The following is an 18,462-nucleotide window of genomic DNA, read 5'->3' on the forward strand; positions in this document are numbered from 1 at the left end:
TTTAATTTATCAGTAACAATTGTCCTGTTTTTTCTAATTTTTCTCCTCTAATAGAAGTTGCTTTTATAAAATACCTATAGGTGCCTTTTACAGGAACATCTTGTCCTTTCTGTATTCCGTTCCAACCCCAATCTTCTGGTAAACTTTCTACTTCCGAAGAAACCTCATATACTACATTCCCCCAATTGTCATATATGTACATAGAAACTGTAGAAACTCCTACTAAAAGTGGTCTAAACACATCATTAATTCTATCGTTATTAGGAGAAAAAGCATTTGGTGGCATAATACTTGCACCACGCCCAACACTTATAAGTTCAGAAACAGTTTTAGAACAACCTGCGCTATTATAAACAGTTAAACTAACATTGTAAATTCCGTCTATTTTATAAGTATGAAAAACAGTTTTAAAACTATTTCCTTGAGAATTCGGAATCAAATCTTCTGGATTAAAAAAGACTTTAAATGGTGTATTATCTCCAAAATCCCAAACTATATATTTATAGTCTCTTGGTATATCTTCTAAATCTACACCGTTGGTAAATGTTACTGTTTCGTTTACATCAACAGAACCATAGCTTTCTAAACCTAAAGAGGTGTATTCAAATGTTGGGTCTGTAATTGTGGTATTTATCGTTTCTGTAACCCAACAATCTTGATCATTTTTCACCTTTAATTCTGCCGTTGGTGATGTAGGATTGTTAATAGATAATTTATAGGTTTTATTGCCTATAAATTCTGATACTACCAGAACATCATTGTAGTAAAAAGATAAACTTGGGTCTAAACTCGCTACTTGAACTCTTATATTTCCTGGGTTTCCAGCACATAAATCTTCATCTAAATCTACCGAACTAATACTTAAAGAACTAAAATCGTTAATTGTAAAAGAAAAAGGTTCTGAAGAACAGCCTTTGCTATCTGTAGCTGTCATGTAATAAGCACCTGCTTTTAGGTTACAAACATTGAAATAATTATTATTTGCCACCGAAACATTTTCTAAATTCTCTGTAACCGGATTTAAAAATTGAAGTTTAAAACCTTCATATATTCCTGAACCTCCACTAAAATCGAAATTAGCACATCCCAAAGTTCCATTACAGCTTTGATTGGTCGATGAAAGTAAACTTACTTTTACAGGACTTACTTCTTCTATAACATAGGTTTTTATAGGTATTTCACAACCAATAGCATCTGTTCCAGAAAGTGTATAAGTACCTGGCAACAGTCCAGAAATAGTTGTTTTATTTTCCATAAAACCATTAGGACCCGACCATTTTATAGCATACAAACCACTGTCGGATTGAACACCACCATTTAGAGTTACAGAAATTGCACCGTCGTTTGAATTAAAACAAGAAAGTTGTGTTACTTGCTCATTGGTTACAGAAATTGGTGTTCCTATTTTAAGTATTCCCGTTTTTATTACGCTACATGGCGAAGTAGAAATTGCATAATTAAAAATACCAGAACTAGTTGGAATTCCAGAAATTGTTAGTTCTCCTGAACTGGCATCAAAAACAGAACTTATGCCTGCTGGTAAATCTGAAACTTGAACATCTGTTGCACCAACAACATTATAAACTATTGGGGTAATTGGTACATTAAAATTCGTTTGACATAATTGTTGATTATCTGTTTCAGGTGCAGATGTTAAATCTATAGAAACATTAGAATTGATATTTGTTACCGCAAATAATTGTGTTACTGCGCAACCAGTAGTTGTAACTGAAAAATTAAAAGTACCAAAACCAATTGGTGCTCCTTCTATGGTATAAACTCCTGTTGCTGAATCTAATGTTACCGTTAAATTGTCAGGTAAATTTAACACTTCAATACCGGTAGCACTTCCACCAATTGTAAATTTAATTGGTGTAATTTCTGTTGACTGACAAATAGATTGCTCTATCGTTTCTGCATCACTTAAAACGGTAATGGTAGCCTCTTTTCTAACTTCTAATTTAAAGTTTTCTACAACTGATGTTCCACAAGTTCCGACGGTGGTTATGGTATAGTTTTGCGGAATACTTGTTGCAGATGTTGGTGTACCTGAAATTGTTAAAATTCCAGCATTTAAAGTATAATCTATCCCTTCTGGCAACGAAGGTACAATCGAAACATCTGTAACACTGTTACTAGCTGCATAGGATATTGCATCTAAAGGTGAGTTTAAACAAGATATCTGATCGAGATTTCCAGAAATGTAGGTTAATTCTTGAGCAGAATTTACCGTTACTGTTCCAGACAACGCATTGCTACAGCCAGAACTAGTGGTAACTGTATAATTATAAACACCTGCTTCGGTTGGTGTACCAGATAAAATACCAGTGGTTGGATTAAAAGTAATTCCGTTTGGTGTGCTCGGAGATATTACCAGTGTATCTGTGCTAGAAGATGTTTCAAATTTTATTGGCGTTGCTATAGCGCTGCCTTCACAAACTTCTATATTCGCATTTGCAGTTGCTAAACTAACTTCAGATGTTTTACTAATTTTTAGAGTTCCCTCTACAGAGGTACCCTCACAAATTCCATATGAATTAACAGTATAATTAAAAGTACCTTCATCACAAGAACTTCCAGAAATAGTTAAAATATTAGAATCTATAGACCAAACAATTCCCGATGGTATATTCGAAGTAAATGTTACATCTCCACCAGTGGCTCCACCCCCTAAATTGAATGAAATTGGTGTTATCGTTTCACAAGCGCATAAGTCTTGGTTGATTACTTCTGGTGTTAATTCGGTTATAACGTCATCAGATTTTACCTCTATACTTCCTTCAAACGTAGAATCACATCCATTTATAGAACCTGCAGTATGTACTGTATAATTAAATACACCTGTACTTCTAGGTTGACCACTAATAGTGAGTGTTTTTGAAGCATCGTTATAGTTTGCTGTAATTCCGGAAGGGAGTCCCGTTACAAAGGCACTTTTTGCTGCACCTTCTATAGAAAAAACAATAGGATTTAATGGTGTTTGCTCACATAAAATCTGATTTATTGTGCTAGCATCTTGTGGTAAAATTGCTCCTTTCTGTTCTATTTCTACAAAAGCCTTATTTGGCAATGTAATATTGGTAGAACTGCAAGCTGTATTACTTGCATCTTTTACTGTTAATAATGTAATTTCTTTTGTTCCAAAATTTGCTGTAGGTATAACAACAGTGGCAAAATTTGAAGTCCCAATAGAAGATACTTGTTGAATAGCACCTCCGTTAATTTGATATTCAAATGTATACGGTGCAACTCCGTCTGAGCCTAAAAAGGTAATTACTGGCGCAGTTTCGTTCTGACAAACCGAATAATTATTTAATCCAGTAACTGTAGCTGAAGGGCTAGAGTTTACTGTAATTTTAAAGCTCTTAGCAGTTGAACACACTTTTCCTGAGTTCTCGTACAACGCTGTAACCTTAATAGTAGCTATTTCTGGTGTTACCCCATTATTAATTGCAGTAAAAGATGGTAAATTTCCAGAATCGCTTACAGCTAAACCAATAGAAGGGTTGTCGTTTTCCCAAACATAAGTTACCAAACCACCAGAATTGTTAGAATTAAAACTTACACTCGAAACTACTTGACCATTACAAACTGCTAAATCTGCAGGTTGTACTATATCGGCACTTGGATTTACAGTGATGGTAAAATCTTCTGAAGTTCCTACACACGTTACTCCGTTATACGTAAAAGTTGGAGTAACAGTAATTGTTGCTGTAATAGGAGATAAACCATTATTTACCGCTGTAAATGCCGGTATATTTCCTATACCATTTGCCCCTAAACCAATAGAGGTATTGTTATTTGTCCAGCTATAAGAAGTGGTTCCTAACGTATTTGGCGAGTTAAAAATAATTTTACTAACCTCTTCGTTATTACATACCGCTTTTGATGCTGGTGGTATTACTTTTGCTGATGGATTTACAGTAAGTGTAAACGTTTTTACCAAACCACTGCAAGTAACACCATTACTAGTATATGTTGGCGTTACTTCTATAGTTGCTATTTGTGGCGTTGCTGTGTTATTTATAGCAGTAAATGATGAAATATTTCCAATACCCGAACTTGGTAAGCCAATAGATATATTACTATTAGTCCAAGTATATGTTGTATTTCCTCCTAAATTATCTGTAGTAAATGTTGTAAAATTAAAAGGTTCTCCATTGCATACAGTTTGAGAAACTGGCTGATTTAAAGATGCTGATGGATTTACTGTTATGGTAAATTCTTTACTTGGTCCCTCACAACTTGCACCGCCATTATTATAAAATGGGGTTACGCGAATAGTTGCCGTTTTTGGACTATTTGTAGTGTTTGTTGCTAAAAACGGATTGATATTTCCTACTCCAGATGTTGGTAAACCTATGGAAGAATCGCTATTTATCCATTTATAAGTTGTAGCTCCAGCATTATTTGTTGAAGTAAAAACAATAGGAGCTGTAAAACTATTTGAGCATACTACTTTATCTGATGGGTTGTTAACATCTGCCGATGGATTTACTGTTATAGTAAATACCTCTTGATTACCAACACAACTTACGCCTCCGTTTGAATAAGTAGGCGTAACTTTTATTTCTGCCGTTATTGGGAATAATGAATTATTTACTGCGGCAAACTCAAGTTTACTTTGAGTTCCTGAAGAATTTAAACCAATAGCTGTATTGTTATTTTCCCATGTATAAGTAACCGTTCCTGTTGAAATCGGACTCGAGAATGTATATTCGAAATTAGCACCGTTACAGGTTACTAAACTTCCTGGATTCGTTACTTTAGCTTCAGGATTTACAGTAATCGTAAATGTTTTGTCTTCTCCTGCACATAAAATACCATTATCATCAAAATAAGGAGTAACAATTATAGTCGCTACCTCTTTTGTGGTTCCATTATTAAGTGCCGTAAAAGCAGGAATATTCCCTTCTCCACTAGCACTTAAACCAATGCTAGTATTTGAATTTTGCCATTTATAAGTAGTGTTCGAACCTAAACCTGAAGTGGTAAAATCTATTGGCGATGTTACATCACCATCACAAACAATCTGAGAAATTATTGGTGCTACTTGTCCTTTCGGGTTTACAGTAATTGTAAATGATTCTTTTAAACCTTCACAGCTTACACCTCCATTTTCAAAAATTGGTGTTACTTCTATAGTGGCAACCTGACTATTATTTGTTGAGTTTGATGCGATAAAAGATAAGTTAGTACTTATTCCATTAGCAGCTAAACCAATAGTTGTATTGTTATTTGTCCATCTATATTTTAAATTTCCTCCTAAATTAGGAGATGAAAAACTTACATTTACATTTTCTCCAGCACAATAGTTCTGAGAAACTACAGGAGTAACTTTTGGTGTAGGGTTTACAATTACATCAAAAGAAATAGGATTTCCTGAGCATCCATTACTATTTTTCGGAAGTGTTAAACTATAAGTAACAATAACAGGACTGTTAGTAGTATTTGTTAAAGTCTCTTTTATCAGGTTTGTTCCAGATGAACCTGCCTCATCAATACCTGCAACACTTGCTCTACTCCAATTTATAACTCCTGTTTCGCTTGCTGTAGGATCATATATAAATTCATCTCCAGAACATATTGCTACACTTGAATTGGCAGAAGTTAAACGTGGCACAGCATACACATTTACTGTAACTATTTCTGTACTCTCACATCCGCTTGGCGAAGTGGTAGTAATTTCATATTGTACCGGAATAGTTGAGCTACTTATATTGGTTAATACTTCATCAATTATACCAACTCCCGAACTAGCTGCATTTGCAATTCCAGTTATTGCTGCCCTTTTCCATGAAAAACTACTACCTAAAATAGTTGCAGTTGGAGAGTACGTAAAAGTTTCATCACCACAAATTGCAGTTGGTGTTTTTGTACTTGTTAAAATAGAAGGAGATGAAACATTAATTGCTAATGGTGGCGAAGTTACTCCTAGTCCACAAGAATTTCTTCCTGTTACTGTAATGTTTCCAGAAACGGCACTAGTAGAAAATAGATAAGATAATGTATTTGTTGTCGTTTCTGTTGTAGAACCATCTGGCAAAGTCCATTTGTATGAAATAGCATTGTCTATTGTAGATGCTGTATATGTTTCTGTAGTTCCTACACATACCTTTTGAGCTCCAGAAACTACGGCTGCTGTAGGTACATCATTTACGGTAACTACCAAACTTTCTGTAGCACTACTTCCGCAACCACTAACACCATTTACAGAAACAGTACCAGATATGGCAGCGTTTCCATAATTAACAGTTATAGCATTGGTTCCCTCTCCTGAAACAATTGTTGCTCCTGTTGGCACTTGCCAATTATAAGTATTTACATTCGGATTAAAAGGCACGGAATAAGAAACTCCTGAAGTTTCTTGACAAACAGTAGCATCTCCAGTAATACTTCCTAAAGTTGGAACAGCACAATTAACTGTAAAAATAACTGAGTCTGAAACTGTTTCTGCACTACAAGCACCCTCTCCTGTTGCGGTTAAGGTTAAAACTTCTTTTACACATTCATCACTGTAAGATTCGTAAACTACCGTACTTCCCGTAGTAAAATTACCCGAATCTGCTCCGTTTGTAGACCAATTAAAAGCACTTGCGTTCAATACTTTAGTATTAGATATTGTAAAAGGTGCTATTGACTGACCTGGTATATAACAAGCAGCACCATCATCACCTGCATCTACAGTTGGTAATGGTTGAATATTTACACTTATTTCCTGAACAGCATTTGTTCCACAATCACTTAAAGGCGTGGCTACTAATCGTAATCTTGCTATTTGATTTGTGGTAATATCTGAGGTCAAATCTGAATAATATTTCCCTGCAATAATTTTACCAGGACCACTTACAATACTCCAAGACAAATTTTTATAATTAGTACCTGAACCATTTAGGGCGATTCCAGTAGTATTTATAACACACATCTCTATATCACTAGCGGTTACTGTTGGGTTTTTTATGATGGTAAGTTTTAACGTATGTGTTTTAGTTGAACAAGTTGTGGCACCTGTTCCTTTAATAGTTAAATACACAAAACCTCTGGCTATATCATCTATACTTGGTGTATACTTCGGATTGATACTTGTTTCATTTGAAAAAGTTCCGGGTTGATAAGTAGACAAAGACACGCCATTACTATTCTGTGCTGCAGACCAAATTACATCTGTGGTATTTGATGTTGCTCCATCTAGTTTGTAGGATTCATTTTCACAAATAGCTGAATTTGCTCCAGCAAAAACACCTACTCCTTCAGAAATAGTTACTTTTAATACTTCGGAAACTGTTGTTCCACAGGCTGAATTAGAGGCAATTACATTTAAATATACATACCCCAAATCTATATCATCTTGAGAAGGTGTATAGGTTGGATTGATGGTGTTAGGATCATTAAAACTACCTGATACATAGGAAGCGGCTGAAGTGCCATCGTTATTTTGGGAACTAGACCAAGAAATAACATCTACATTGGTTGCTTCCGCATTTAAAATATTGATAGTAGTTCCTTCACAAGTAGAAAAATCTGGTCCAAGAGTTATGGTTGGTTGTGGCTTAATAGTAATTTCTACATTGTCTGAAACGGAGCCTAAACAAGGAGATTCGTTGTTTGCTGTTAAAGTAAATTCTATAGTTCCTGATTCATTTGAACTCGGAATATACCTAGGATTTAAAGAATTAATTGTTGATGGATCTATTTTTCCTTTTCCGTTGTGAGACCACCTGTAAACTGAACTATGTAACACAGAGGCATTATTATTGTTTATTATAATTTCCTCTCCTGCGCAAAAACTTAGGTCGTCTCCTGCTTCAACATCAGCCTTTGGCTGTAAAATAACTTTTACAGTTTCAGAAACTATATTACTACATCCATCTTCTGGTTGCGTAGTTACTTTTAACAAAACAAATCCGTTGGCAATTTCAGCAGCCGATGGTGTAAATGTTGGAGTTTCTGTTGTTGCATTGGTTAGAGCACCAATAGCTCCTGAAGCTCCAGTAACGTTAGTCCATAATATACTTTTAGCATTATTTAGCGTAATCAAATCTGGTAACGTAAATGTTTCTCCACACATCGTTACTTCACTAGTATCTAGGGTAAGTGAGCTGTTCTGATTGAGGTTAATAACCATCGAATCTGAAACTGGTGTTTGCGTGCAATTAGTATTTGGTAAAGCCGATAAAGTTAATGTAACTGATGTAGTATCATCAGAACCCAATATGTATGTAGGATTTATAGTACTACTCGAATAATCAAACGTTCCATTACCACTAGTTGACCATGAAATTGAACTGTAGTTACTAGCAACTGCATTGCTTAATACTATACTTGTTTGCTCGCAAATATCAAAAATATCGTTTCCTGCATTTACAATTGGTTTGGCAATTGCAGTTACAACAACATTGTCTGTAGCATCGGTACAACCATTGTTAGAAATTGCCGTTAATGTAAAAGTAATTTCCTTGCTACCAGAAGCCGAATTAAAATCTGTTGATACTGGAATATATATTGGCTTTAACGGATTAGAGGTGGTTTGTAATGTTCCATTTCCATTGGTAGACCAAGAATATGTAGTAGAAGAATCTCCTTGAATACTAGTTCCTTCTAGTTGATAAGAAGCAGTTCCTTCACATAAAATTGCGTCTAAACCAGCATCTACTTGTGGAGCTGGGTTGATAGCTATGTTAAAAGAATCTGAAACGGTAAGTCCACATGGTGAATTTCCAAAGGCCGTTAATGTAACAATAGCTGTGCCTGTAGCTCCTGCATCAGAAGCAATAACTGGTGTTAAAGAATTGGCTCCTGAAATAATTTTTGCTGGTCCGCTTATACTCCAAGTATAATTTGAATAATTGGCTAATGAAGCATCAGAAACTGTAAAAGTATCTGTAACACAAATTGTACCTCCAGTTCCTGCATTTACAGTAGGTTTAGGAACTATATTTAGTTGCATTGCTTTAGAAACCGTTGCACAAACACCGTTTCCTTCATTTACCTTTATAATTAAATCTACCAAACCAGTTTGCCCTTCATCAGGAGTATAAATTGTAGCCGCAGTGTTACTTGGCGTAAATGTTCCTAAGCCATTTGATGAGCTCCATAAAATATTAGCTGCATTAGAAACAGAGACCTCTGAATTTGATAAGGTTAAAGATTCTCCTTCACAAATAGTTTTTGTAACTGGAATTGCTACAACCGGACTTGCTGCTACCTTTATTTCTTTAGTGTCTGTAACAACAGTATTACAAGAACTGAAACCATTTACTTGTAACGTTAATAGCAATATTCCTGAAGAATTTGCATTTGGTACTACAATAGGATTTAACGTATTTTCTGTGCCTGCTTTTATTGTTGCATTTCCAATTATAGTCCAATTAATTGCATTTGCGTCTGAAACATCATAATTAGAGGCAGATGCATCATTTACTTGGTATTCTGGTGTGTTTTCACAAATAGTTACAGGCGCACCCGCATTTGCAATAGGTTGTTTTTCTATAAGAACCTCTACAGAACTAGTTGCTACCGGACAGTTAGTGTTAGAAATTCCGGTAAGAGTAAGTGTTACTTTTCCTAAGCTGATATCTAATGCAGAAGGTGTGTAGGTACTGTTTAAATCGGTAGGCTTAGAAAAACCAATAGTTGCAGTAGTACTACTCGAAGACCAAGAAATACTTGAAGAATTTGGTGCCAACCCAACAAGAGAAATACTATCGTTTTCACAAATAGAGCTAGGCGCTGTAAAACTTACTTCATGTGCTGGGTCAAAATTTAGTGTAATAGTATCCGAAACATCAAAAGATGAGCCACAAGTAGGTACTGCATTTGCTGTAACTCTAAGCACTACCTGACCTGCTGTAAGTTGAGCAGGTGTTGGAGTAAAAGTTGGATTTTCTTCTGTTGGATTACTAAAACCATCACTACTTCCAGAACCATCTACCGTCCATATAATACTCGCAGCATTATTTACAGTAACTCCACTAATAGTAAAAGTTTCGGTACTGCAGTTTTGTTGTGAATTATTTTGTATAGTAATAGTCGGTTTTGGAACTACTTGAACAATTATTGTTTCAACTTTAGTAGCACAATTATTTGTTGAAGTACTCGTTAATTGAATTTCAAAATTTTCTTTGTTTCCAGATAATTGATTAAAAGTAGCTGTATCTGAGCTACCTGATACAAAAGATCCATGATTTCCGTTTACTTCAGTCCAAGATATTATATTGCCATCAGGGTTAGAAACAGTAGCTATATATGGTTCTCCTTCACAAACAATTGCAGGTGATGTAATTGTTGCTGTTGGTGCTTTGTCTATAGTAATTTTTATTTCTTCATAATCTGTCTTTTCACATGGAGCAGCGCTTGTAGCTGTAAGTCTTAATATTACAAAACCATTAGATATATCTGCTGCGCTAAATGTGTAAGAAGGATTTAGTACTCTAGGATCTGAAAAATTACCCGTTTCTACAGGACTTACTTTAGTCCAAAGTACAGTATCTAATGGATTAACTGTAGAATTTCCTGTTAAGTTATACGTTGCTTGTGTGCTGCAAACAGTAGTCTCAGTAGTACTCATAGTAACTACAGGAGTTTTTACTGTAGCCATCGTAAATTCTTTTTCGATAACCTCATTACAAACACCATTGCCTTGAACACTTATTTTTAATGTAACCGTTTCGCTATCTGCTGCTGGTGTATAAACAGCAGTTTCTGTGTTGGCTCCAGAAAGAGTTCCTGTTCCACTTACTATAGACCATCTTATGGTACTTGCATCATGATTTTGAAATTCAGCAGAAAGTGTTTTTGGTGTTCCTTCGCAGAAAAAACCATCATCTGTAAATGAAATTGTTGCTTTTGGGGCTATATTTAATTTGAGAGTTTTTACAAGTTGATTCGAACAAGGAGATTTCGGGTTCACCGTAAGTGTTAAGTTTACAAAGCCCGCAGCTATATCTGCCAATGTTGGTGCATACGTTGGTGTTAAAGTATTGGCTCCTGTTAAGTTCGCCACATTTCCAGAAGTAGACCAACTGTAAGTGGCCACAGAACTTAAATTTGTAACAGTTACAAAACTTGCGGGTACTGTAAAACTTGGTTCTGAAGCACAGATTGTTTGTTCATTTTCTGTAAAAGTTACTATCGGATTTTTTGTGATACTATGGTTTACCGATTTACTAATAGTACCTACACAAGGAGAAACTGCATCTGCAGTTAATACTAGTTCTACAATTCCGTTGGCAATTTCTGTTGGTCCAGGCTGGTATTCTGCCACAGGATTTGTAATTGATGTGGTAAACTTACCATCACCTCCATTATTAGACCAAACCAAATTAGTAACATTACTAGCTGTAGCATCTGAAGTAACAATAACAGCTCCTTCACAAATTTCTTGAGAAGCACCTGGGTCTATAACTGGTGATTTCTGAATCGGAATTCTTACCGTTTCTGTAACATCTTTTCCACAAGGAGAATTTGGAGTAGCGGTAAGTGTTAGCTCCACAAATCCGTTAGAAATATCTGCTGCACTTGGGGTAATTAACGGACTTAATGTTGTTGGATTTCCAATACTTGTTCCGGTATTAGAAGTCCAAAGTAAACTCTTTTCATCAGTAACACTAGTTCCTAATATTGTAACATTAACATCATTCTCGCAAATGATATTCTGAGGAGTAACCACTGTAACTTTTGGAGATGATACAAAAGTAATTGTAGTTTTTGAAATCATATTTTCAGTACAACTTCCTTTGGCATATCCTGTTAAAGTTAACTCTACAAAACCAGCTGCTAAATCTGCACTACCTGGTGTATAAATTGGATCTATTATATTATCAGCATCAAATGTTCCATCGCTGGTTCCGTTGGTCCATTCAATTCTATCTACTGTAGTATTGGTAAAGCTAGCAGTTGTAATTTGAAATGGAACGTCACACTCGGTTAATGAAATTCCGGCGTTTACAATTGGTTTTGGAGTAATATTTAAAACAAAACTTTCGGTAACAGTTGTAGCACATGGTACTAGAGGATCTACCGAAATCGATAGGGTAACATTTCCAGCAGCGATATCTGCTGATGAAGGATTGTAAATAGGATTTAGAGCATCTCCTGAAGGACTGAAAGTACCTGTTCCTGAAGTTTCCCATTTTACTGATGTTGCATCAAAAGCAGTCGCCGGAGAAATAGAAACACCTCCAATAGCGTATGAATTTTCAGTTGCACATACTTCTGCAGCAGTTGGAACCGTAATAACTGGCATTTTTTGTAAATCTAATCGAATTACATCTGTTACAATATCTGTACATGGTGCCATTGCTTTACCCTGTAACGTAAGATTTACAAAACCTCTATCGAAATCGGCTGACGATGGAGTGTACGTTTCATCTAAACTATTAGGTGTTGGAGAAGACCAGGTTCCTGTACCATCTGATGACCAAGAAAGCACCGCAGTATTACTTTCTGATGCTAATGCTTTTGTGTTGTATGAAAATCCTTCACAAACCTCTGCCGAAATTGGTCCAGCATCTACAATAGGTTTTTCTTTAAAATTTAAAACTATCGTTGCAGATGCAGAAGTATTACAATTTAATGGGTTTCTAGAAGCTGTAAGAGTTAACGTTACAGCACCTTGTTCATAATCTGCAGGAGTTGGATAGTAAATAGGTTTAGGTGTTGCTTCTAAACCACCAAAATTTCCGGTTCCTGATGTTTCCCAAAGTAGTGTATCGTAATGATCTATAACTATATCTGCTATTTGAAAAGTTGCTGTATCAACACATAAATCTACGTTTGGTGTAATTACGTTAATCGTAGGAATTTTATTAATAGTAAGTTCCATGGCATCTTTTGCATCCATATTACAAGGCGCATTTTTAATACCCGTCATGGTTAAAATTACTTTTCCAACATTTTTATCATTAGTACCCGGAATGTAGGTAGGCGTTAACGTAGTATCTGAACCTGTCTGAAAAGTTCCATCACCATCCGAAGACCATTGTATTCCACTAGTGTTTAAGCTATTTGCGGAACTCACAGTAAATGAGTCATTTTCACAAATAGTGGCGTCTGTACCAGCATTAACAGAAGGTTCTGCGGTAATAAAAATACTCATTTGCGAGTCTACAAAACTTCCACAAGGAGATTTAGCATTGGCTCTAAGTGTTAAAATTACTTTACCAGATTCTGTTGGAGAGGAAATATATGTTGGTGTTAGTGTTTCATCATCTACCAAGCTTCCTAAACCACTATGACTCCATTTGTAAGAACTTGCATTAGAAACAGTTCCATTAATCGAAACCGATTCTCCTTGACAAATTTGTTTATCCATACCTGCGTTTGCAGTCGGACTCTTTTGGATGGTTAAAACAGTTACATCAGAAACATCAGCACAACCATCATTACTTACAGTAACCTTAAAAGTTACAGAACCTTGCGCGATATCTCCAAGACTTGGCGTATATATTGGTTCATTAACACTATTATTGTCGAAAGTTCCTGTTCCGTTTGAAGTTGTCCATAAAATTTCTGAACTATTAGTTACAGTAGCTTTTAATTGATAATTAGTAGTAGTTTCACAAATAGTAGCATTTCCAATCGCATCTACAGTTGGTGCTGCATTTATAGTATATAAAACGGTATCGGTTACCTTTGCTAATGAACATCCACTTGTAGGTGTTACTTCAACCGTAAAAGTTAGTGTGCTATTTAAATCGGTTGTAGAAGGAATATATCTTGGATTTTCTAAAGTAGCATCTTCAAAAAAACCACTACCACTAGATTTCCATAAAATATTTCCTGCATTTTGTATGGATGCACCAGAAACTATTATGGCTCCAGAATTACATACTAAATTATCAGGTCCTGCGTTAACAACTGGCTTTTTTTCTATATTTAAGATTAAGCTATCATTTCCTGGAATTGAACAAGGGCTGTTGCCAGAGGCACTTAATGTTAAAGTTACAGTACCATTTGCAATATCATTAGGGCCAGGAATATATGTAGGCACTAGTGTTGATGTATCTGTAAATTTTCCATCTCCAGTGCCTTTACTCCAAGAATAAGTTGTATTGTTTGTATTATTTACTGTAATATCTGTTGAAGAAAAAATATAATTTTCTGTTTCACAAATGGTGGCCGTATTTGGTGCAATTTCTACTACCGGTGGCGGCGTAATTATAACCTCTACATTTGCTGTATCTGTACTACAAGAATTACCAGAAATAGCATTTAATTTAAAAGTTAAAGTACCCCCGATTGCTACGTCTGTAGCACTTGGTGTAAATACTGGTTTGTAAGGATCTGTAGTGTCTAAAGTACCTGTAACACCAAAAGGTTTTTCCCACACCAAACTTGTAGCATTTAGTGTAGCAGTTGCATCTAAAACTACTGAGTTAGTACCACAAGTAGTTACTGTTGAACCCGCATTTGCAATAGGAGCTTTATCTATTGTAATAAGAACTTCTTCTGAATATTTTTGAGAACAATCTCCACTACCTGTTACACTAAGTTGAACTATTACAAAACCTCTATTGATATCGTTTGCACTCGGACGGTATGTTGGGTTTTTAGCATTTACATCATCAAAAGCACCCTCTCCAGTAATGTTAGACCATTCGTAAGAATTTGCAGTATAATTAGAAACAGTAGCTTGTAATTGAATATCTGTATCCTTCTCGCACATAGTAACTTCTGGTGCTCCTAAAATAGAAATTACAGGCTTTGGTTGAACTGTTATGGTAACTTCGTTTGTAGTTGAACAACCATTTGGTGTAGTTTCAACTAATGTGTAAGTAGTAGTTACTAATGGAGTAACTGTAGGATTTGATACTGTTGATGTAAATCCTGCAGGAACACTAGACCACAAATAAGAATTTCCTAAAACTGAAGATTTACCTATAGCAATAGATTCGCCCTCGCAAATTTCGCTATCTGCAATTACTTTTGCTTCAGGGAGTGGTTTTGTAACTACCGTAAATGAATCTTCTACAAAACAACCAGTAGCGTCGTTAGTAATTCTGTAAGTAATTGTTTGTGTGGTAACTGTATTGAATGTAAAAACTTCTTTACTCGAAACCCTACCTGAAATTGCTAAAGTAGGATCTGCTTCCAGATTAGAATACCAAGAGTAAGAATGACCTGCCACAGGATCTTGCCCTAAGGTTAGCGAATCTCCTAAACAAACAATTGTATTTGGAATATCGGTTATAGAAGGCGTATTATTTACCGTAATTGTTACCGGATTTGACGTATCTATTGCACAACTTCCGTTTTGAACAACTGCTCTATAACTTGTTGTTAGAGAAAGATTTGGTAGTGTAAGTGTTGTATTTGTGTTAGAAACATCTGTCCAATTAACACCGCTATCTTCACTCTTTTGCCACTTTAGTACATTTCCTACTTCATTAGATAAAGTTAGTATTCCACCCAATTCATTTTTACAGATGCTTGAGACAGTTGGTGTTATTTCACCACCTTTTGAAAGAGGGACAACAGCTACAAAAGCTGATGAAGAAAACTTACCAGGTGCCGAACCACTTTTTACAAATGCTCTGTAATATAAAGACGTTTTAGCTTCTGAAACTGTTAACGTATTTGAAGAGTTTGCAATAACCGTATTTCCTGTAGCAAAATCTGCTACTGGAGAGGATTCCCAATAATTAATTGCTCCAGTAAATGAACTTAGTGTTAAGGTATATGCTGAATCAAAACAAACTGTACCACCACCAGTTAACACTCCACCAGCTGAAATAGGAGATATAGTAACTGATACCGGAGTTCGGTTAATACTTTCTACACCATTTACAACTTGAGCAGCATAATAAGTAGTTCCATCAACCAATGGTTGTGATGCGCTGTAAGATGTTCCACCAGAACTAAAATTATACCAAACTGGTGTACCAGATCCAGCAATTGTTAAGTCTGCAACTGTAGGGTTTTGGGTAATTATAAAATTTTGATTTGTAGCTGCAATAGGTGCATCTGGTGTAGGAATAGGTGCATCAATTACAATATTTAAAGAAGGATTTGATATACAACCTTCTGCACTTGTAACGGTATAATTATAAGTTCCTTCAGATAAATTATTTATGGTGAAGTTACCACCAGAATTAGTAATTGTACTTCCGTTTGCTGTATTGGTTAATGTCCAGCTGCCTGATGTCGGCAAACCAGAAAGTTTTACAGATCCTGTAGTTGTAGTGCCAGCCGGCTGCACGATGGCTCCTATAATTGGTGCCGATTGTGTTGGGATGTTATTTATGGTTATTGGAGTAGTAAGTTCAGAATCGCAAATAGCATTTGATACTTTAAAACTATAAGATCCTGGTAATAATCCATTTATTGTAAAAGTAGTACCACTGTTTGAATACTTGTTATTATTAGCAAGGTTTGTTAGCGTCCAATTACCAGATGGCAAGTTGTTCAAAGTTACACTACCAGTAGCTAAAGTACAAGTAGGTTGTGTAACACTAAATACCGAAGGTGTATTTGGAATGTCATTAACATTTACTGTAATTTTAGAACGCGCACTTTCGCAGCCAAAATTACTAGTTTCACTTACATAATAATAAGTTGTACCAATAACATTTGTATTTACTATTGGTGGCGTTGTAGATGCTGTTCCTCCAGTTGGTGTTGCATACCATTTTAAGGTTCCAGATACAGCAGTTACTGCAGAAAGTGGATCTGGAGTATCTCCCTTACAATAAAAAATATTAGCAATAACTGATGGCGCTGCAGGAATTGATTTTACAGTAACTGTTACTTGTGCTCTCGGGCCTTCACAACCATTTATAGTTTCGCTAACATAAAAATTAAATGTACCTATAGATGAAGTTTCCGGCACATAAAAAGTACCTAAAAAATTTCCACCCGTTAAAGCATCATAAATTTTTGGGTTGTTCAACGATGGAAATGAAAGTGGTGTAGGAGCGTCAAATTGACAATAATTTAGTATATTGTTTGATACAACTGGAGCAGATGGTGCTGAATTAACAATAACCACTATTTCGGAAAGCTCACTCTCGCATCCGTTGGCACTAACCTGACTAACAAAATAAGAAAAGGTGCCAGATACAGAAGTATTTGGTGTTGGTGCACTTGGCAATAATGCTTTTGTTTCATTATACCACTTTAAGCTATTACCTGTATCTAAGCCTGCAGTTAGTGTACTTGAATTATCATTTAAGCAATATATGAGTGGTGTAGTAACTTCTGGTGCATTCGGAGCAGCTTTTACTTGAGCCGTTACAGTAGTTGCAACCTCTAGATTGTTACAAACAGTATTGTTTACAGAAACTAACGAAACGATAACATTTGTTGTGGCATTAGAAACCACTATGCTTGCCTTACCTGTATTGTCTAATGTTTTATTTTTTAAAGCTCCACTATTAATTGTATAACCAACATTTGCCTCTGGAGTTCCAGAAAGAGAAAAAGTAACTGTATTACCTGAACAAGTTACTGCTGAGGGTGCTGATATTGTTACCGTTGGCTTGTCTACAACATTTACAGTGAAACTAGTAGTTTTTTCGCAACCATCTGCTCCTTTACCTGTAACTGAGTAGGTTGTAGTAGCATTTGGAGAGACTATTTTGGAGTTTGTTGTAACAAAACCCTCTCCCCAATTGTAAAAATCTGCCCCGCTTGCAGTAAGTGTAGTTTCTTCTCCTTTACATATAGTTAAATCTCCAGTAATAGTTACATTTGGTAGTTGGCTTGTTATTACCTCAATTGCTGACCTTTCGCTTTCACAACCATCTATCGTTTGAGTAACGTAATAAAAATTAGTCCCTGCAAAATCAGTCGATGGAACAGGTGCAACTTCACTAAAAGTACCACCAGCAGCTGCTGTATACCATTTTAAATTTGTCCCTGAAGCTTCAAGTGCTATTGGGGTTTCGTTTAAACAATAGTTAACCGGTGAAGTAACATTTGGCTTTGATGCAGGTTCAGTAACTACTACTTCAATTTCTGAGGTGGTTACTGTACCGTCTGCATCAGTAATTTGGCATGTATATTTACCAGCATCCGAGGTAGTTGAACTAGTTATTTGTAATTTATTTGATGAAGATCCTTTTATTCTTACACCATCTGATACATCAATATTATCTTTTTTCCATAAATACGTTACAGTACCATTACCAGTTACTTCAACTTCTAAAACTATTGGGTTTCCTAAACACACATTGGTGTTTGGAGATAAACGTGTAATATTTGGATTGGGAATTTCTTCTACAAAATCAATTAATGGTTGTGTAGAATTTACTAATACAGGTACGGTATTCGCACTAGTTTTAGCTACTAATAGCAGTATAAGGCTTGTAAAAACAAACCTCATCAGGGGGGATCTATTCATTATTTCTTAGCTAAAGATTAATCAATACTAATTGTTAACAAATATATAAAAATTGTTAACAACACAATAAACTAAGTGCTAAATTTTTTTGAATTAACCTATTACAACTAAACTTTAATTGA

The 18,462-nt window shown here is 35.6% G+C and carries 1 protein-coding gene; it reads right to left on the bottom strand.

Annotation, left to right across the window (positions count from 1 at the left end):
* Position 1 precedes the first annotated feature (1 nt).
* Positions 2-18,340 carry a gliding motility-associated C-terminal domain-containing protein gene (locus WHD54_RS05535; RefSeq protein WP_088323977.1) on the bottom strand — a complete coding sequence of 6,113 codons (18,339 nt, stop codon included), beginning with the start codon at positions 18,338-18,340 and terminating at the stop codon, positions 2-4.
* Positions 18,341-18,462 lie beyond the last annotated feature (122 nt).

The sequence above is a fragment of the Polaribacter tangerinus genome (genome assembly GCF_038024095.1).
Lineage (GTDB): Bacteria > Bacteroidota > Bacteroidia > Flavobacteriales > Flavobacteriaceae > Polaribacter > Polaribacter tangerinus.

Bases quoted from the DNA above. Each gene is read 5' to 3' on its own strand.
- WHD54_RS05535 (WP_088323977.1), bottom strand. From the start codon at position 18,340: ATGAATAGATCCCCCCTGATGAGGTTTGTTTTTACAAGCCTTATACTG.